Annotated in this window: 19 protein-coding genes; 17 read left to right on the top strand and 2 right to left on the bottom strand. The window is 41.9% G+C overall.

Going from position 1 to position 17,180, the window contains the following annotated elements; genetic code table 11:
• Positions 1-4: 4 nt before the first annotated feature.
• Together pgaC and pgaD are read left to right on the top strand one after the other, a co-directional pair.
• Positions 5-1,264, top strand: coding sequence for a poly-beta-1,6-N-acetyl-D-glucosamine synthase (gene pgaC / locus RMB06_RS17840; RefSeq protein WP_002117710.1), 1,260 nt, complete (start codon positions 5-7; stop codon positions 1,262-1,264).
• 83 nt (positions 1,265-1,347) lie between these two features.
• Positions 1,348-1,767 (top strand): poly-beta-1,6-N-acetyl-D-glucosamine biosynthesis protein PgaD, encoded by a 420-nt coding sequence (gene pgaD / locus RMB06_RS17835; RefSeq protein ID WP_044100554.1) that lies wholly within the window; start codon positions 1,348-1,350, stop codon positions 1,765-1,767.
• Positions 1,768-1,869: 102 nt separating this feature from the next.
• Here pgaD and RMB06_RS17830 read toward each other — a convergent pair whose 3' ends face one another.
• Entirely contained in the window at positions 1,870-2,658 is a 789-nt protein-coding gene (locus tag RMB06_RS17830) for a crotonase/enoyl-CoA hydratase family protein (RefSeq protein ID WP_311080624.1), read from the bottom strand.
• A gap of 248 nt (positions 2,659-2,906) precedes the next feature.
• Between RMB06_RS17830 and pnuC the strand changes: the two genes are divergently transcribed.
• Both pnuC and RMB06_RS17820 read left to right on the top strand, forming a co-directional pair.
• Positions 2,907-3,488, top strand: a complete 582-nt coding sequence (pnuC, locus tag RMB06_RS17825) for a nicotinamide riboside transporter PnuC (RefSeq protein WP_311080622.1) — start codon at positions 2,907-2,909, stop codon at positions 3,486-3,488.
• A gap of 14 nt (positions 3,489-3,502) precedes the next feature.
• Positions 3,503-3,802, top strand: coding sequence for a hypothetical protein (locus RMB06_RS17820; RefSeq protein WP_311080621.1), 300 nt, complete (start codon positions 3,503-3,505; stop codon positions 3,800-3,802).
• A gap of 46 nt (positions 3,803-3,848) precedes the next feature.
• Here the strand turns inward: RMB06_RS17820 and RMB06_RS17815 are convergent, their stop codons facing one another.
• On the bottom strand, positions 3,849-4,661 hold the full coding sequence (locus tag RMB06_RS17815; protein WP_032005847.1) for an IclR family transcriptional regulator: 813 nt from the start codon (positions 4,659-4,661) through the stop codon (positions 3,849-3,851).
• 273 nt (positions 4,662-4,934) lie between these two features.
• Between RMB06_RS17815 and RMB06_RS17810 the strand changes: the two genes are divergently transcribed.
• From RMB06_RS17810 to RMB06_RS17750, 13 genes are read left to right on the top strand one after another with little or no spacing between them, the layout of a single operon-like run.
• On the top strand, positions 4,935-5,240 hold the full coding sequence (locus RMB06_RS17810; RefSeq protein ID WP_002117586.1) for a non-heme iron oxygenase ferredoxin subunit: 306 nt from the start codon (positions 4,935-4,937) through the stop codon (positions 5,238-5,240).
• 27 nt (positions 5,241-5,267) lie between these two features.
• Entirely contained in the window at positions 5,268-5,567 is a 300-nt protein-coding gene (locus RMB06_RS17805; protein WP_005070730.1) for a recombinase-like helix-turn-helix domain-containing protein, read from the top strand.
• Positions 5,568-5,583: 16 nt separating this feature from the next.
• Positions 5,584-6,651 carry an aromatic ring-hydroxylating dioxygenase subunit alpha gene (locus RMB06_RS17800; protein ID WP_311080617.1) on the top strand — a complete coding sequence of 356 codons (1,068 nt, stop codon included), beginning with the start codon at positions 5,584-5,586 and terminating at the stop codon, positions 6,649-6,651.
• Positions 6,644-7,408, top strand: a complete 765-nt coding sequence (locus RMB06_RS17795; RefSeq protein WP_068551207.1) for an SDR family oxidoreductase — start codon at positions 6,644-6,646, stop codon at positions 7,406-7,408. Before RMB06_RS17800 ends, RMB06_RS17795 begins: the two co-directional genes overlap by 8 nt.
• Before the next feature lie 11 nt (positions 7,409-7,419).
• The gene (locus tag RMB06_RS17790; protein WP_130120979.1) at positions 7,420-8,349 is read left to right on the top strand and encodes a VOC family protein; all 930 of its coding nucleotides are present in this window, start codon (positions 7,420-7,422) and stop codon (positions 8,347-8,349) included.
• Positions 8,350-8,377: 28 nt separating this feature from the next.
• Positions 8,378-9,589 (top strand): FAD-dependent oxidoreductase, encoded by a 1,212-nt coding sequence (locus tag RMB06_RS17785; RefSeq protein ID WP_311080614.1) that lies wholly within the window; start codon positions 8,378-8,380, stop codon positions 9,587-9,589.
• 42 nt (positions 9,590-9,631) lie between these two features.
• The gene (locus RMB06_RS17780; protein ID WP_017399048.1) at positions 9,632-10,855 is read left to right on the top strand and encodes an MFS transporter; all 1,224 of its coding nucleotides are present in this window, start codon (positions 9,632-9,634) and stop codon (positions 10,853-10,855) included.
• Positions 10,856-10,878: 23 nt separating this feature from the next.
• Positions 10,879-11,400 carry a cupin domain-containing protein gene (locus tag RMB06_RS17775; RefSeq protein WP_002117566.1) on the top strand — a complete coding sequence of 174 codons (522 nt, stop codon included), beginning with the start codon at positions 10,879-10,881 and terminating at the stop codon, positions 11,398-11,400.
• A 36-nt stretch (positions 11,401-11,436) separates the two neighbouring features.
• Entirely contained in the window at positions 11,437-12,261 is an 825-nt protein-coding gene (locus RMB06_RS17770; protein ID WP_000988622.1) for an alpha/beta fold hydrolase, read from the top strand.
• 15 nt (positions 12,262-12,276) lie between these two features.
• Entirely contained in the window at positions 12,277-13,071 is a 795-nt protein-coding gene (locus RMB06_RS17765; protein WP_000009979.1) for an SDR family oxidoreductase, read from the top strand.
• Between the two features lie 15 nt (positions 13,072-13,086).
• A complete protein-coding gene (locus RMB06_RS17760; RefSeq protein WP_057068466.1) occupies positions 13,087-13,878 on the top strand; it encodes an aspartate dehydrogenase in 792 nt (263 codons plus the stop codon).
• Between the two features lie 13 nt (positions 13,879-13,891).
• The gene (locus tag RMB06_RS17755; protein WP_304397096.1) at positions 13,892-15,358 is read left to right on the top strand and encodes an aldehyde dehydrogenase; all 1,467 of its coding nucleotides are present in this window, start codon (positions 13,892-13,894) and stop codon (positions 15,356-15,358) included.
• A gap of 38 nt (positions 15,359-15,396) precedes the next feature.
• A complete protein-coding gene (locus tag RMB06_RS17750) occupies positions 15,397-17,037 on the top strand; it encodes a thiamine pyrophosphate-binding protein (RefSeq protein ID WP_311080613.1) in 1,641 nt (546 codons plus the stop codon).
• Positions 17,038-17,180: the final 143 nt, after the last annotated feature.

Genomic DNA, 17,180 nt, shown 5'->3' with positions numbered 1-17,180 from the left:
AAACATGACAATCTTTGCTGCAATATGGTCGCATGCCTTAAAATTCGTTTTCTATTATCCATTATTCATGTCGTATTTATGGATGATTGGCGCGATCATTTTCTATTGGAAAGAACGTCAGGCCCCGCCTTACGATCAACCAGCTCCATTAGAGAGTTATCCAAAAGTCGCTGTATTAATTCCTTGTTTTAATGAAGGGGATAATGCAGAAGAAACCATTAGCCATGCATTAAAACTGGACTATCCTCATTTTGAAGTGATTGCAATTAATGATGGTAGCTCGGACAATACAGGCGAGGTACTCGACCGTTTAGCAGCACAACATGAAAAACTCCGTGTTGTTCATTTGGCGCAAAACCAAGGTAAAGCTATGGGGTTGCAAGCTGGAAGCTTAATGACCGATGCCGAGTTTTTAATTGGTATTGATGGCGATGCTTTACTTGATCCTCATGCAGCAAAGTGGATGATTCGTCATTTTCAGGAAAATCCAACAGTTGCAGCTGTGACGGGTAACCCGCGTATCCGTACTCGCTCAACTTTGCTAGGGCGTATTCAGGTCGGTGAGTTTTCTTCGATTGTCGGCATGATTAAACGTGCACAACGTACCTTTGGACGCTTATTTACCGTATCGGGTGTAATTACCGCTTTTCGTAAGAGCGCTGTTCACCAAGTCGATTATTGGTCACCCAATATGTTGACTGAAGATATCGATATTACTTGGAAATTGCAGCGAGCAGGTTGGGACATTCGTTTTGAGCCGAATGCCTTGGTCTGGATTTTAATGCCTGAAACTTTAAACGGTTTGTGGAAACAACGTTTACGTTGGGCTATGGGTGGGGCACAGGTATTAATTAAAAATATTGATGTGTTCACCAAACCAAAATTAAATTTTTTATGGCCTTTAATGTTTGAGCTTTGCTTAACCTTAGTTTGGTCATATTTAATGCTCGCGATGGCTTTGTTATGGTTGGTACATTTTATTTTACCGGTCCCTGCTTTAGCCGTTGTGAGCTCTCCATTTTTACCGTATGGTAGCGGTATTTTATTGGGGGCAACCTGTCTTATTCAGTTTGCTTTAAGCAAATGGATGGATAGTCGTTATGAACCACATCTGGGAAAAAACTATTTCTGGATGATCTGGTATCCATTGGTCTTTTGGCTAATCACCATCTCGGCAACTATTGTGGCATTTCCAAAAGTTTTAAAACGTGGAGATGAGAAACGTGCGCGTTGGGTGAGCCCGGATCGGGGCATTCGTGGATGAAATGCAAGAGTCATGAGATTTTAAAGATCGTGCTGTATTGATGTCTGGGGAAAACCACAGCACTTCGTTAGGTAAAGAGAGAAATGAAGACAAATTCGTTGATTATTGATTTACGCCGTCAATTACCATGGCATAAGCGCTATGCTTCTACAACAAGCACAGCCATGATGTGGGCGGTTTGGTTGTTGCTGTGGCGTCCGTTTGTACTGATCTGGGTTTTGGCTGAGCTCCAAAAAACACATTTAGTTCACCGTTTGTTTAGTGCCTTTGGTTTAGGCATTGAACATGGTATTACTGCGTTAATTGCTTGTGCAATTTGCTTATTGTTGTGGAGTCATGTGCTGCCTGAGCATCGTGTTGGCGGTAATGCGCTTAAAGCAAAACAGACTGATGATTATGCGCGCTATTTTGATTTACCTGAACATGAAATTGAACAGGGACGTAGTCAGAAAATTACAGTCGTTCACCATGATGAGCTAGGTAAAATCATTAGAGTTGAATAAAGCCAATTAATAAAAAAGCCCGCATCGTGTGGGCTTTTTTTTTACGCTAATTTCTGTATATCCATAGGTTTTAAACTGTAGAGCGCAGTGCTTGTGCAGGTATTATTTACCTTTAAAAACAGGCGGTCTTTTTTGTAACATGGCAAATACACCTTCTTGAACATCTTCTGTGGTGAGCAATGGTTGAAGATAGCTTTGCAATTGCTTAAAGGCAACCTCGTACCCTTCGTTAATAGCTTCACGAGCAGAGGCGAGGGTCGCTTTTACAGCAAGAGGAGCAGCTTGCGCAACATGTTCAGCAAGTTCTATTGCACGGTTGAGCTGAGAACCATCTGGGCATATTTCGGTAATCAGGTTCATGTCAAATGCTGCTTGGGCATCGAAAGAGTCACCAGTGAGTAAATAACGCATGGCTTTGGCCCAACCCGCGGCTTGAGCAAAGCGTGCAGTTGCCCCACCAAAAGGTAAGATGCCACGCTGGACTTCCATTTGAGCAAATTGTGTATTTTCACATGCTAAAGCAATGTCTGCATTCAGAAATAGTTCTATACCAGCTGTATAACAATAACCTTGTACTGCCACAATCAAAGGTTTACTGAGCTTTCGGCCTACAGTGCCCCAAGGGTTAATTTCATTTTCACTAAAATCAAAAACACCTGTAGCGAGTTTAGGTTGTAACTCAACTAAATCTAAACCAGCTGTGAAATGATCGCCATGAGCAAAAATAACCGCGCAGCGCAGGGCATCATTATTTTCATATTCGGTGAGCGCTAGTGATAAGTCTTTGATCATGTGACTATCAAAAGCATTACGTTTTGCTGCCCGATCTAGACCAATTAAAAAAATATGTCCACGAGTTTCACGGCTGACTTTTCCTTCTTGATTTGACATATTGTCACGCTCTTTATTTGTCTTTAATCATGTTTTAAACAATCGTTTAAAAACTAGCAAATAGAAATTGTTAGTAACTTGATCAGTATTTCTTTTGTCTATCTATTGAAAATAAATCGACAGCATTAGAAAAGAGTAAAACCTCAGCCAACGTCAATTTGCATCATTTATTTAAATTAGCAGTTTGCTTCGCTCTATATTTTTCTCATAATACCTCGTCAAATTGATCTCAATAAGCAGCTGTTTTTATGTCACCTCTAGAAATCTTTGCAGTCTTGATTAGCCTGATTGGAGTCGGATTAACGGTAATCCGTAATATGTGGTGTTGGCTGTTTAATTTCTTTGCCTTTGTTTTATATGCCTATTTGTTTTACGAATTTAAGCTATATGGAGAAACGATTTTGCAGTTCTTTTTTATGGTCGTAAATTTTTATGGCTTTTACTACTGGCTCAAAGGAAAGCAGCAAGATCATGACATTCGTATAGAGCCAATAACTCCTAAAGTTGCAATTTTTCAAATGATCATTGCCGCGGTAGGTGGCTTGCTTTTTGGTTTGATACTTAAAAACTTTACCGATGCAGCGGTGCCTATGCTCGACTCACAGCTTGCCGCCTTTAGTTTACTTGCAACTTATTGGACCAGCCGAAAACATATTGCGACTTGGATACTCTGGGTATTTGTCGATATTATTTATGTCGGTATGTTCATCTATAAAGATTTATTCTTAACAGCCGCTTTGTATGCAGCATTTGTTTTGATGGCAGCTTATGGTTGGTATCAATGGGAAAAGGTTAAAAAGAAACAGCTTTTAGCCTCAAACCAGCTTTAATTTGGAGGGTGATCATGTTGTTGAGCTTAGAGGTTTATAAACAACAACAGTTTGATCAAATGGCTGCAAAAATAATGGCTAAGCCAAAACAGTATTGTGAATTTAATTCTGTATCTGATTTTTATAATGCCGCATGGCTCAACGGTTTTCCACAAGGTACTCAGGTCTCTGCGACAGGTTTAGATGATGGTGCTGAAGAGTTTTATGCAGTTATTCAGTTTAAACAACAGTATTTGAAATTTGATATTAAAGAAAATAATTCGACAATTATCTTTCAGGATATGAATGGGAATGTTTTAAAAAGTAATTTTTGATTTATAAAATAAAATCTAAAAAAAAGCGACTTAACGTCGCTTTTTTTTAATAAATAAATTTGGAAATTTTATTCGCTGTTTCAACAACTAGGTTTGCGATATCTTCTTTAAATGTTCTTTCATCGTAAGTGGTAATTGGACAACTTACAGAGATAACAGCGACCATTTTACCGTTTGATTGTTTAAAAATAGGCGCTGCACAGGCTGCCATATCATGATTGTAATGACCCCAGCTCACCATGGTTTTTTGAGTTTTTACGTAAGAGAGTCTTTGCAATAAAGCTTTTAAATTAGTTGGCGTCAGTTCAGAGAAACTGTCCCAATCGCTAAAATTGCGGTAACGCTGACGTACTTCCGTTTCAGGTAAATCAGATAAAAGCATTTGACCAATGACGGTTGCATGGGCAGGCCAGCGAGTTCCTAAACTAATGTTGCTCGTAAAGGTTCCCATCGACTGGATATTATTTACAAAGACAATATGAGTGCCTTCTAAAATTGAAAGATGTACTGCGAGTTTGGTCTGGTCACGTAGTTCTTTCATTAAAGGTGTCGATAAATCAAGTAATGAAAGTTTAGATAAACTGTTAAAACCAAGTTCCATGACTTTGGAATCGAGAGCATAAGTTTTTTGAGATGCTTTTCTTAAATAGCCACAAGATTCGAGTGTATAGATCAGGCGAAATGCACTAGAACGGTTCACTTCTAAAATTTCAGCAATTTCTGTAATGGTCATTTCTTGCGCTTGTTGATTAAATGCTTGCAAGATAGCTAAACCCCGTACAAGTCCGGGAACTAAATATCGGTCATCATTTTTTGTTGTTTCCGATTCTTGCGAATCTTCATCAATTGCTATGCTCATTCGTGTCATTTTCCTATAAATAAAACATGATTCAATTTGGGGCATGCTGCTTTATTTTATAACTATTGTAATTGTTAAAAATGCATAAAACAATTTTTATATTTAAAACTTTGTTTCCTTCTTGAAACGTAACAAAATATTTAAAAATTAATAACACAATGAATTTTATATTTATTTTTACTTTGACAAAAAATGATCAAGGGGATTATGCTTAGCTTGTGTTTTGAAAATCAAATTATGTTTTGTATATAAAACAAAATGAGGACGCAAGGTATGAGTTGGATCTCAGTTTGTCAGCAGGGTGACGTTAGCGAAGATGAGCCGAAAGCCATCGAAATTGAAGGGAAAAAAATAGGCGTATTTTTCGTCGATGAAAATTACTTTGCTATCGAAAATGTTTGCCCTCATGCGTATGCCTTATTAACCGAAGGATTTATCGAAGATCAGACTGTTGAATGTCCATTGCACGAAGCAATTTTTGACATTCAAACAGGTGAGCTAAAAAGTGGGCCAGGGTGTAGAAACCTATGTACGTACCCAGTTCGTGTTGAAGGACAGGATATTCAAATTCAACTCTAGTCCTCACATGTACAAGGAAGCAGAACAATGAAGACATTTAATGAAAAGTTGGCAAGCTGGATTCATGCAACGCCGGCAACCGAAGCAGGTATCAACAATATTCAAATTCCAGGTCAATCTGAATTGTTGGTTTGGCAGACACGTTATAAAGAGCCAACGCTCTATGAACAGGATTTTGTAAAAAACTTGATTCAGGCATTTTCTGCGGGCGCAACAGAGTTAGATGACGTTGTTTCTGCACTTAATCAACAGGGTTTCCGCTGTGAATCTGGTGATGAATGGACTTCTGCAAGCTTTACAGAAGAAATGCAACGTTTAGGTTATTGATTCAGGGAAGAATAAAATGAACGCAATCGTATCAACTTCACAAAACGCTGAAGAATATTTAGAACTTGGTTTACGTGACCAATGGCATCCGGTTTTGGCAAGTTGGGAAGTCGCTGCTAATCCAGTTGGAATTACTCGTTTAGGCGAAAACATTGTGGTTTGGCGTGATGCCGAAGGTCAGGTTCATGCACTTGAAGACCGCTGTCCACACCGCGGTGCTCGTCTTTCCCTTGGTTGGAACTTAGGCGACCGAGTGGCTTGCTGGTATCACGGTGTTGAAGTTCGTGCTGATGGTGTAGTTGCTGATGTGCCAGCGGTTCATGAATGTCCAATGACTGGAACTAAATGTTTAAAGAACTACCCAGTAATTGAGCAACATGGCGCAATCTTCATCTGGTTTGGCATCGATGCAAATGAACAACCAGCGCCGCTTGAGTTTCCAGAGCAACTTGCAAGCGAAGAGTGGAGTGCATTCCTTTGCCAAGCAGACTGGAAAGTAAACCATCAGTATGCAATTGATAACGTGATGGATCCAATGCATGGTAGTTATTTACATGCGACATCGCACTCGATGGCAGATGGTGATCGTACTGCAGAGATGAAACACCGCACGACCGATAATGGCTTTGTTTTTGAAAAAGAAGGTCAATTAGGTGTGAACTTCGACTGGGTTGAATATGGTTCAACAGGTGCAAGCTGGTTACGTCTTTCAATTCCATACCGCAAACAATTTGGCCCAGGTGGCGAATTCTGGATTGTCGGCTATGCAACGCCAATTGATGCCAACAATACCCGCGTATTTTTCTGGCGCTGCCGTAAGGTGGGTGGTTGGCAACGTAATGTATGGCGCTTCTTATATCGCAATCATTTAGAACAATTGCATTGGGATGTATTGGAACAAGACCGCATTATTTTAGAAAATCTTGCGCCAAATGCGCGTGAAAAAGAGTTCCTCTATCAACACGATGTGGGTCTTGCACGTTTACGCCGTTTAATGAAAAAAGAAGCTGAGAAGCAATTAAAGAAAATTGCTGCACTAAATGCATCAAACCGTATCGAGATGCAGGAAGAAGCTCATGGCTAATGTAGCGTTGTTGCAAGGTAAAAAAGTTTTAGTGACTGGTGCTGCGCGTGGTTTAGGTAGAGATTTCGCTCAAGCGATTGCCGAGGCAGGTGCTGAAGTTGTGATGGCAGATATTTTGTCTGACTTGGTGCAACAAGAAGCACAAGCGTTACAACAACAAGGACTAAACGTTCATGCTGTCACCGTTGACCTTGCCAATGCAGACTCTATTGAAAATGCGGTTGCAAAAAGCATTGAAGTATTACAGGGACTAGATGGCCTTGTGAATTGCGCGGCACTGGCGACCAATGTCGGTGGAAAAAATATGATTGATTACGATCCTGAACTTTGGGATCGGGTCATGAATATTAATGTGAAAGGCACATGGCTCATCAGTAAGGCATGTGTTCCCCATTTAAAGCAATCGGCTGCAGGCAAGATCATTAATGTTGCTTCCGATACAGCACTTTGGGGCGCACCGAATCTAATGGCTTATGTTGCAAGTAAAGGTGCAATTGTTGCCATGACGCGTTCAATGGCAAGAGAGTTGGGGCAGTCCAATATCTGCGTTAACACATTGTCACCGGGCCTTACTCTGGTTGAAGCAACCGAGTATGTGCCTCAAGAACGTCACGATTTATATGTCAATGGAAGAGCGATTCAACGTCAGCAACTTCCACAAGATTTAAATGGAACAGCATTGTATCTACTGTCGGATTTGTCCTCTTTTGTGACAGGTCAAAATATTCCGGTCAATGGCGGTTTTGTCTTTAACTAAGGAGTAGTCAAATGATTACAGGGATCGAGATTTTAAAGTTTGGAGTTGAAGATAGAGCCGCTTCAAACAAGTTTTTGGCAGATTTTGGTTTAAGCCAAAGTAGTTCGGATATTGAAGGCACTGATCTTTACCAAACCCAAAATGGTAGCAAGATTTATTTATTTAATTGTGATGATGATCGTTTGCCAGTTGCTATTGAGCAAGGTTCAACTTTACGTGAAGTTACGTGGGGTGTTGAAAGTGCTCAAGACCTTGAAGACTTGGCAGCTCGTTTAGCCGATGTAGAGGGTTTTAAACGTACTGAAACGACAGTTCAGTGTCTTGACCCAAATGGCATGACCATTCGTTTTGAACAAAGTTTTGTTAAAGAAGTACCTGAACTTAAAACGGAAGGTATTAACCAATACGGCAACATTCAACGTGTTAATGCAGCAAGTCCTGTCTATGAAAAAGGTCAACCTGTTGCGATTGGACATGTGGTGTTCTTCACACCGGATTTGGCAACAACTGAAAACTTCTATATTGAAAAAGTAGGTTTTCATTTATCTGATGCTTACAAAAATCGCGGTGCTTTCTTACGTTGCCGCGGTGAAGGTTATCACCATGATTTATTCTTGCTCAGTGTTCCAAATAAACCTGCTGGCTTAAATCACGTTGCATTTGTCGTTCGTGATATCCATGAAGTGATTGGGGGCGGTTTAAATATGAATCGTTCGGAGTGGTCAACCTTTATTGGACCAGGACGTCACCCAATTTCTTCTGCGTATTTCTGGTACGTCAACTCACCATTAGGTGGTGCATTTGAATACTACACCAACGATGATTATTTGACAGAAGAATGGCAACCACGTGTAGAAGAACATCGTCTAGAGCTTTTCACTGAATGGGCGATTGAAGGTGGTCTTGATGACACAACCCGCCGTCAGGTGAAGCCTGTTTAACAGGTATTGCTTTACAAGGAAGATGGCTATGGAAAAGATCGTAATTGTAGGTGCCGGACAGGCAGCGGGTTGGGCAGTAAGTACCTTGCGTCAAAATGGGTATGTGGGCGAAATTCACGTGGTTTCAAATGAAGATCAAGTGTTTTATGAGCGTCCGCCACTGTCTAAGCAAGTACTTTCAAAAGAAGCAACGTATGAAAGTTTGAATCTGTTCTCACCTGAACAGGTTCAAGAGTTCAACGTTCAATGGCATAAACCAGAAATTGCAACAAAAGTCGATCGTGAGCAAAAACAGGTTCATTTAGAAAGTGGTCAGATTTTGCCGTATGACAAATTGCTGATTGCAACTGGAAGCCGTGCCCGTGTACCCGTTAATACATGGCAGTTCATTCCTAATGTTGTGACTTTACGCAATGTGCATGACTGTGAACGTTTGGCTGAAATTTTAAAGAATGCAAAAAATGTCGCTGTGATTGGCGGTGGTTGGATTGGTTTAGAAATTGCTGCAACTGCACGTAAGCAAGGTAAAGATGTTCATATTTTTGAATATGGCGATCGTTTATGTGCAAGAAGCGTGAGTCCGGAAGTTTCTGTATTTTTAAAAAATATGCATGAAGCCCAAGGTACAAAAATTCATTTAGACAGCAAGAGCCTTCATTTGGTTGAAGCGCCAAATCAAAAAGTTGAAGTGGTGAACCATCCTCAAAATAGTCAGTTATTTGACTGTGTGGTGGTAGGTGCAGGCGCTGAGATTGCCAAAGAGTTAGGTGTACATGCTGGTCTCGATGTGAAAGATGGCATTGTGGTGAATTGTTTTGGGCAAACTTCAGATCAAAACATTTATGCCGCAGGTGATGTCGCGATTCATCCGGGCTTGGGTTATTGCATTCAGTCTTGGGCAAATGCACAAAATCAGGCGATTGCAGCAGCAAAGTCGATGCTCGGAATTGAAACTGAATATAGCGATATTCCATGGCTTTGGTCAGATCAATATCACTTTAATATCCAGATTTTAGGTACTTATCAGCCTGAAAAAACGAAGGAAGTGGTCATTCGCCAAGGCGGGGAAGATCAGGTGAGCTATTTATATCTGGACCATGAAAATCGTTTGCTCAACATGATTGCCATTAATGATTCTAAACTGGTCAAACTGGCAAAACGTTGGATGCAAGCCAACACCGTTTTAGATCCAAAACTATTAGCAGATGCTGAATTTAATGTCATGAAGTTAAAACCGTAAACATTAAATCTGGTTCTCATTACCAAATCGAAGGAATGACACATGAGTAATGAAGAAAAAAGTGGATTGAAGCATTGGGTACCTGCTTTTGTCCTTATGGTGTGTGTGGTACTGGCATTTTTCGACAAGATTAGTATTGCGGTTTTATTTTCAGATCCTCATTTTCAAAGTGCAATGGGAATTGCTGAAGATAAGGCCAAGCTCGGATGGCTCATGACAAGTTTCTTACTTGCTTATGGTTTTTCATCAGTCTTTCTAAGCTTTTTGGGTGACATTTTTAACCCAAAGAAAATGCTGTTCTGGAGCGTAACATCGTGGGGCGTACTCATGTTTTGCATGGGGTTCACCACCAGTTATTCAGGCATGTTGATTTTACGTGTACTGCTTGGTTTAGCAGAAGGCCCATTATTTGCCTTGGCATATACCATTGTTAAGCAGACTTATACGGACCGTCAGCAGGCACGTGCTTCTACTATGTTCTTACTTGGAACGCCAATAGGTGCATTCCTTGGATTCCCGATCACTGCAAATGTTTTAGCTCACCACGACTGGCACACCACTTTTTTTGTGATGGCTGCGCTAACCCTGATTGCGATTTTTAGCATTGTTTTTGGTCTGCGTAACTTGCAGCTTAAGAAAACTGTCGAAATTGAGGGCGAGAGTAAACGCACTAATTTCAAAGGTCACATTACCAATACTAAATTGCTGCTCAGCAACAGCGCATTCTGGTTGGTTTGTCTCTTTAACATTGCGTTGATGACGTATTTGTGGGGTTTAAACAGCTGGGTTCCTTCTTACTTAATGCAAGACAAAGGATTCAATCTCAAAGAGTTTGGGATGTATTCAAGCTTTCCGTTCATTGCCATGTTAATTGGCGAAATTATCGGTGCGTTTTTATCTGACAAGTTAGGCCGCCGTGCAATTCAAGTATTTAGCGGTTTACTACTCGCGGGCATCTTCATGTATGTGATGGTCATTATGACTGAGCCACTATTGATTATTGCTGCCATGTCTTTAAGTGCTATGGCGTGGGGTTTTGGAGTAGCAGCTGTATTTGCTCTGCTTGCAAGAGTGACGACCTCAAATGTAGGTGCGACTGCGGGTGGAATATTTAACGGTTTAGGTAATTTTGCAAGTGCAATTGCGCCTGTTCTTATCGGTTACATCGTGATGCAAACACATAGTTTTAATTTAGGAATTACCTTCTTGGCTGCTGTCGCTGTCATTGGGTCGTTGTTCTTGGTTCCTCTTTTAAAACGTTATTAATTCACTGTATAGGAGTTTAAAAAATGACTACACAACAATTCGAATCGTGGGCACAACCAGAGGGTGCTTCTTTAGAAGATTGGTTAAACACACGTATTGCTCGCTTTGAGACACGTAAATACGACTTCGATGCTTTGAAGTTTCAAGCAGATTACGACCCGAAATATCGCCGTGCACAAATGCGTTACATGGGTACGGGTGCAACAGGTGTTGCAAATGACGGTAACACTGTACCAGCAGAAAACTTCACGTTTTCAACCATGGTTCTGCCACCACAGTGTGAAGGCCCTTTGCACATTCACCATGATGTTGAAGAAGTTTTCTTTATGCTCCGCGGCGAAATTGATTTGTTCATTGAGCACAACGGCGAAAAATTTGAGACCCGTTTAAAAGAGCGTGACCTGATTTCAATTCCACCGGGTATTTACCGTGGTTTGTTTAACCCAGGACAAGAAGATGCCTTGATGTGTGTGATGTTGGGAACAGGTAAACCAACCATTCCGAACTATCCACCAGAGCATCCATTGTCTCAAATCAAACGTTAATTGTTTGATGAAGTGAATGAAAGGAAAGAATTGAAAATGATGACACTCATTGAAAAGTTAGCAGAATTTCCGGTGAAAACGGTCAATGTTCAAGGCCAGCAGCAAGCCTATCGGGAAGCCGGTCAGGGCGAGTACCTTGTGCTATTGCACGGCATTAGTTCAGGTTCTGCTTCATGGGTAAACCAACTTGAAGTGCTGTCTCATCATTTTCATGTCATTGCCTGGGACGCACCGGGCTATGGCAAATCAGATGAACTTTTAACTGATCAGCCCAATGCTACTGACTACGCAAAGCGTTTGGCAGGGTTGTTCAATGCTTTAAAAATTGAAAAAGCGATTGTGGTCGGACACTCATTAGGTGCCTTACAGGCGAGTGCATTTGCTGCACTGTACCCAGAGCGAGTGGAACACTTGGTTGTTGCTAACTTAGCTCAAGGTTACCAACGCCACGATGAACAGACACAGATTCAGGTTTTTGAAAAAAGACCAAAAATGTTGAAAGAACTCGGTGCTAAAGGAATGGCCCAAAGCCGTGGACCTCATTTGATTTATAAACAAGAGCCACAGGCCTTAGCTTTAGTTTCAGAGGTGATGCAGCAATTGACCCTACAAGGTTTCACCCATGCATCGTACTTACTGGCATATGACGAAATACGTAATTATTTAACCCATTTAAAAGTCCCATGCACAGTCATTGCAGGGCAGCAAGATCAAATCACTCCTGCGTTAGGTATACAAGAGCTTGCTCAGGAATTGCAGTTGGAACAGCGCTTCGTCATAGAAGATGCAGGACATTTAAGTTATGTCGACCAACCGCAAGCATTTAACCAAATTATGTTGACGATTCAGGAACAATCGTAAGAGAGATTAAGGATTATGAGCTTCCAAGTTGAAGGAAAAGTTGCAGTTGTTACCGGTGGCTCATCTGGGATTGGGCTGGCTGCTGTTGAAATACTGGTTGCAGAGGGGGCAAAAGTTGCTTGGTGTGGTCGCGATGAAGAACGTTTAAATGCTTCTAAGCACTATATTTTAGAAAAATTTCCACATGCCAGTATTTTTACCAAAGCATGTAATGTGTTGAAAAAAGAAGAAGTTCAGCAATTTGCCAAAGACGTCAAACTCAATTTGGGCAATGTGGACATGCTCATTAACAATGCTGGGCAAGGCCGTGTTTCAAATTTTGAAAACACACAAGATGAAGACTGGATGAAAGAAATTGAGCTGAAATATTTCAGTGTTTTACATCCGGTACGGGCTTTTCTCGACGACTTAAAACAGTCGGCAAATGCCTCAATTACCAATGTGAACTCGTTACTGGCATTGCAACCAGAACCGCACATGATTGCGACTTCATCTGCACGCGCTGCACTGTTGAATTTAACCCATTCATTAGCGCATGAGTTTACTCAATATGGCGTTCGTGTGAACTCGATTTTACTTGGAATGGTCGAATCTGCGCAGTGGAAACGCCGTTATGAAACCCGTTCAGATTTAAATCTGTCATGGGAAGAGTGGACAGGCAATATCGCAAAAAATCGTGGCATTCCTATGCAGCGCTTAGGCCGTCCAGAAGAGCCTGCACGTGCTTTAGTTTTCTTGGCATCACCATTGGCATCTTACACCACAGGTTCGGCAATAGATGTCTCGGGTGGTTTTAACAAACATTTATAAATATCAGGTGCTGTCATGAAAAAGTTGATGATGATTGGTTTTGGCGCAATGGCAGCAGAAGTGTATGCCCACTTGCCTCAAGATCTGCAACTCAAATGGATTGTCGTGCCATCTCGCAGCATTGAAAAAGTGCAGTCACAAGTCTCTTCCGAGATTCAGGTGATTTCAGATATTGAGCAGTGTGATGGTACGCCAGACTATGTCATTGAGGTGGCAGGTCAAGCAGCAGTGAAAGAGCATGCTCAAAAAGTTTTAGCGAAAGGCTGGACTATTGGTCTGATCTCGGTGGGTACGTTGGCTGATAGCGAATTTTTGGTTCAGCTTAAGCAAACTGCCGAAAAAAATGATGCCCATCTGCATTTACTGGCAGGGGCTATCGCAGGCATTGACGGTATTTCTGCGGCTAAAGAAGGTGGTTTGCAAAAAGTCACTTACAAAGGCTGCAAAAGTCCAAAAAGCTGGAAGGGCAGTTATGCAGAGCAATTGGTCGATTTAGACCATGTTGCTGAACCTACTGTCTTTTTCACTGGAACTGCCCGTGAAGCTGCGACCAAATTTCCAGCCAATGCCAATGTTGCAGCAACTATTGCACTTGCAGGACTTGGTATGGATGAAACCATGGTTGAGTTAACTGTTGATCCAACCATCAACAAAAACAAACACACCATTGTGGCAGAAGGTGGCTTTGGGCAAATGACTATTGAACTGGTGGGCGTGCCATTACCAAGTAACCCAAAAACATCAACTTTGGCTGCGCTTAGCGTGATTCGTGCTTGTCGCAACAGTGTAGAAGCAATACAGATTTAAGAAGGATTTGATCATGGCAAAGGAAATTTATATTGCAGGTGAATGGCGATTAGGCCGTGGTGCAGTCATTCAAAGCCTGTTTCCGGCAGATCAGTCGGTGAATGCAGAGCTTTCAACAGCAACGCTTGAAGATGTAAATGAAGCAATTGAAAAAGCAGATCAGGCTTGGCGTCAACCAAATTGGAGAAACAGCTTGCCGCATGAGCGCGCACGTATTCTCTATAAAGTTGCAGATATTATTGAAGCGCGTGTAGATGAATTAGCAAAATTACAAACACGTGATAATGGTAAGCCTTTAACCGAAACTCGTGGCTTGGTGATGAGCGCGGCGGCAACTGCACGTTATGTTGCTGCGGCATGTGAAACGTTGAACGATGAGCTCACCACTCAACGTGCTCCAGACTTTATGACCATGAGCGTGCATGAACCTGTAGGAGTTGTAGCAGCCATTACCCCTTGGAACTCTCCAATTGCGAGTGAGGTTCAAAAACTTGCTCCAGCTTTGGCAGCAGGAAATGCCGTGGTGTTAAAACCAGCAGAAGCAACTTCACTGATTGCTTTAGAGCTTGCTAAAATTTTTGAAGAGGCTGGTTTACCAAAAGGCTTACTCAGTGTGTTAGTGGGGCGCGGTTCTGTGATTGGTGATGCAATTGCTCAGCACCCATTGGTTCGTAAAATTTCTTTTACAGGTGGAACAACTACGGGTCGTCATCTGGCACACATTGCCGCAGATAAACTGATTACCACTTCGCTTGAGTTAGGTGGTAAGTCACCAACCATCGTTTTGCCAGATGCAGATGTCGAACTGGCGGCTAAAGGTGTGGCGTACGGTATTTTTAGCTCGGCAGGCCAAGCGTGTATCGCAGGTTCTCGCTTGTTTATTCATAGCAGTCTTTACGATCAGTTTTTAACGCGTTTGGTTGAAATCACCAAAGGCTTACGTGTGGGCCATCCAGAACAGGGGGGTGTGCATTTAGGGCCATTGGTCAATGACAAACATTTGCAGTCCGTCGACCGCTATGTGCAGCTTGCTAAAAGCGAAGGTGGTCAAGTTCTGATTGGTGGTGAGGCACTTACTACTGGTGACTATGCCAAAGGAAGCTATTACTTACCAACGATTATTACGGGCTTAAATAACAGTGCTCAAACCTGTCAGGAAGAAATTTTTGGCCCTGTTTTAGTGGTTATGAAATATGACAACGAGCAAGATTTAATTGCCCAAGCCAATGACAGTTGTTTTGGTCTTGCCGCAGGCATCTGGACTGAAAGCTATCGTAAAGCTTGGCGTATTGCACGTGCATTAGAAGTTGGAACGGTATGGATTAATACCTATAAAAAATTCTCGATTAGTGCGCCTTTTGGTGGCTTTAAAGACAGTGGAATCGGACGCGAAAAAGGCCGGTTGGGCATTTTATCGTACATGCAACAAAAGAGTATTTATATGGGGCTGAATGAACAGCCGAACCCTTGGTGCGATTAATAAATTCAAGGACTGAAAATAAATTTTGAGGAACAGACATGACTGAACGTGTAAATGTAGGCGAAGCAATCGCAAGAGTTTTAGAAGCGCACCAAGTTGAGAGTATTTATGGTGTTATTTCTATCCACAATTTACCTATTGCTGATGCAGTAGGGCGCCGTGAAAAAATGCGCTTTGTCGCAGCCCGTGGTGAAGCGGGTGCAGTCACCATGGCAGATGCACACTCACGCTTTAAAGGCCTAGGTGTAGCGTTGACCAGTACAGGTGCTGGGGCAGGTAATGCGGTGGGTTCACTCATTGAAGCAATGAATGCGGGTAGCCCTGTATTGCATTTAACAGGTCAAGTTGAGCGTGAATATCTCGACCGTGATGCAAGCTTCATCCATGAAACTAAAGACCAACTTACATTCTTGCGCGCATCAAGTAAAGCGGCGTTCCGTATTACCAGCCCAGACAATGCTGTTGGTGTGATTCGTGAAGCAATTCGTGTAGCAACCACAGTTCCAATGGGTCCGGTTAGTGTTGAGCTGCCGATTGATGTGCAGGCAGCAGAAATTGATTTGCCACTTAACTTAGGACCAGTCAAAGCACTTGAGTTACCACAGGCAGAGCAAGCAGAAATTGATCTTCTTGTAAGCGAAATCAAAAAAGCAAAACGTCCAATTTTCTGGATTGGCGGTGGAACTTTAAATAGCGTTGCCGAAGTTAAAGCAATTGCAGATTTAGGTATTCCTGTTGTGTCATCTACACATGGTCGTGGGGTGTTGGCAGATGATCATCCACGTAGTTTAGGTGCTTTTCATAACTCTGCAGGTGTTGAGCAGTTATTAAAAGATGCCGACTTGATGGTTGTAGTGGGTTCTCGCTTACGTAGTAATGAAACTAAAACTTATTCGGTTGAGTTCCCTGAAAACATTATTCAGGTAGATGCCAACCCAGTGGCTCAGCAACGTAATTACAAAATTCGAAACTTCATTTGTGGCGATGCCAAAGATGTCTTAACACGTGTGTTAGAGCAACTTCAAGGGACTTCAAAAATCGATGCCGATTACGATGCTGCTGTTGTGGCTGCTAAACAGGCTGCAATTGATGCACTGCGTAAACAAATCGATCAGTACGCATTAATTTGTGATCACTTGCGTGCAGCTTTACCTCAAGACGGTATTTTTGTACGTGACATCACCATGTCGGGTAGTACATGGGGCAGTCGTTTATTCCCAGTACAAGCACCAAACCAAAACATCCACTCACTCGCGGGTGCAATTGGTTTAGGCCTTGCAACAGCAATCGGTGCTTCAGTTGCTAACCCTGATAAAAAAGTAATTGGTTTAGTCGGTGATGGCGGCTTAATGCTGGGTATTGGTGAAATTGCAACTATGGTGCAAGAAAACACCAACATGGTCTTAATGATTATGAATGACGGTGGTTATGGCGTAATGCGTGGCATTCAAAATAACTACTTTGGTGGTCGTCAGTATTTCAATGAATTGCATACACCTGACTACAAACTCCTTGGCGAATCAATGGGTGTGAAAAGCTGGAAAGTCGGTAGTGCAGATGAGTTTAAAACGGTTATTCAAGAGGCTGTTGCTTTTGAAGGGCCAACCGTGATTGAGCTCGATATGAACTCGATTGGACCATTAAACTTCGCGGGTCCACCGCAAAAGAAACTGTATTAACCAGTTTGGATGGTTTAGTACATATGCGATGGGAGCTGCTAAGCCATCCTTTTTTTAGATAAATTTTTTTGTCTAAAAAACAATAAAAACGAAGTTTTACAGGTAAAACAAATAAAGTTCCAGCAGGACGCTGGAACTCAATC

It is taken from the genome of Acinetobacter sp. V104_13 (genome assembly GCF_031798995.1).
GTDB lineage: Bacteria > Pseudomonadota > Gammaproteobacteria > Pseudomonadales > Moraxellaceae > Acinetobacter > Acinetobacter pittii.
Note: the sequence above shows the minus strand (reverse complement) of the source record. Positions and strands in the feature narration are given on the sequence as shown.

Bases quoted from the DNA above. Each gene is read 5' to 3' on its own strand.
- pgaC (WP_002117710.1), top strand. From the start codon at position 5: ATGACAATCTTTGCTGCAATATGGTCGCATGCCTTAAAATTCGTTTTC.
- pgaD (WP_044100554.1), top strand. From the start codon at position 1,348: ATGAAGACAAATTCGTTGATTATTGATTTACGCCGTCAATTACCATGG.
- RMB06_RS17830 (WP_311080624.1), bottom strand. From the start codon at position 2,658: ATGTCAAATCAAGAAGGAAAAGTCAGCCGTGAAACTCGTGGACATATT.
- pnuC (WP_311080622.1), top strand. From the start codon at position 2,907: ATGTCACCTCTAGAAATCTTTGCAGTCTTGATTAGCCTGATTGGAGTC.
- RMB06_RS17820 (WP_311080621.1), top strand. From the start codon at position 3,503: ATGTTGTTGAGCTTAGAGGTTTATAAACAACAACAGTTTGATCAAATG.
- RMB06_RS17815 (WP_032005847.1), bottom strand. From the start codon at position 4,661: ATGAGCATAGCAATTGATGAAGATTCGCAAGAATCGGAAACAACAAAA.
- RMB06_RS17810 (WP_002117586.1), top strand. From the start codon at position 4,935: ATGAGTTGGATCTCAGTTTGTCAGCAGGGTGACGTTAGCGAAGATGAG.
- RMB06_RS17805 (WP_005070730.1), top strand. From the start codon at position 5,268: ATGAAGACATTTAATGAAAAGTTGGCAAGCTGGATTCATGCAACGCCG.
- RMB06_RS17800 (WP_311080617.1), top strand. From the start codon at position 5,584: ATGAACGCAATCGTATCAACTTCACAAAACGCTGAAGAATATTTAGAA.
- RMB06_RS17795 (WP_068551207.1), top strand. From the start codon at position 6,644: ATGGCTAATGTAGCGTTGTTGCAAGGTAAAAAAGTTTTAGTGACTGGT.
- RMB06_RS17790 (WP_130120979.1), top strand. From the start codon at position 7,420: ATGATTACAGGGATCGAGATTTTAAAGTTTGGAGTTGAAGATAGAGCC.
- RMB06_RS17785 (WP_311080614.1), top strand. From the start codon at position 8,378: ATGGAAAAGATCGTAATTGTAGGTGCCGGACAGGCAGCGGGTTGGGCA.
- RMB06_RS17780 (WP_017399048.1), top strand. From the start codon at position 9,632: ATGAGTAATGAAGAAAAAAGTGGATTGAAGCATTGGGTACCTGCTTTT.
- RMB06_RS17775 (WP_002117566.1), top strand. From the start codon at position 10,879: ATGACTACACAACAATTCGAATCGTGGGCACAACCAGAGGGTGCTTCT.
- RMB06_RS17770 (WP_000988622.1), top strand. From the start codon at position 11,437: ATGATGACACTCATTGAAAAGTTAGCAGAATTTCCGGTGAAAACGGTC.
- RMB06_RS17765 (WP_000009979.1), top strand. From the start codon at position 12,277: ATGAGCTTCCAAGTTGAAGGAAAAGTTGCAGTTGTTACCGGTGGCTCA.
- RMB06_RS17760 (WP_057068466.1), top strand. From the start codon at position 13,087: ATGAAAAAGTTGATGATGATTGGTTTTGGCGCAATGGCAGCAGAAGTG.
- RMB06_RS17755 (WP_304397096.1), top strand. From the start codon at position 13,892: ATGGCAAAGGAAATTTATATTGCAGGTGAATGGCGATTAGGCCGTGGT.
- RMB06_RS17750 (WP_311080613.1), top strand. From the start codon at position 15,397: ATGACTGAACGTGTAAATGTAGGCGAAGCAATCGCAAGAGTTTTAGAA.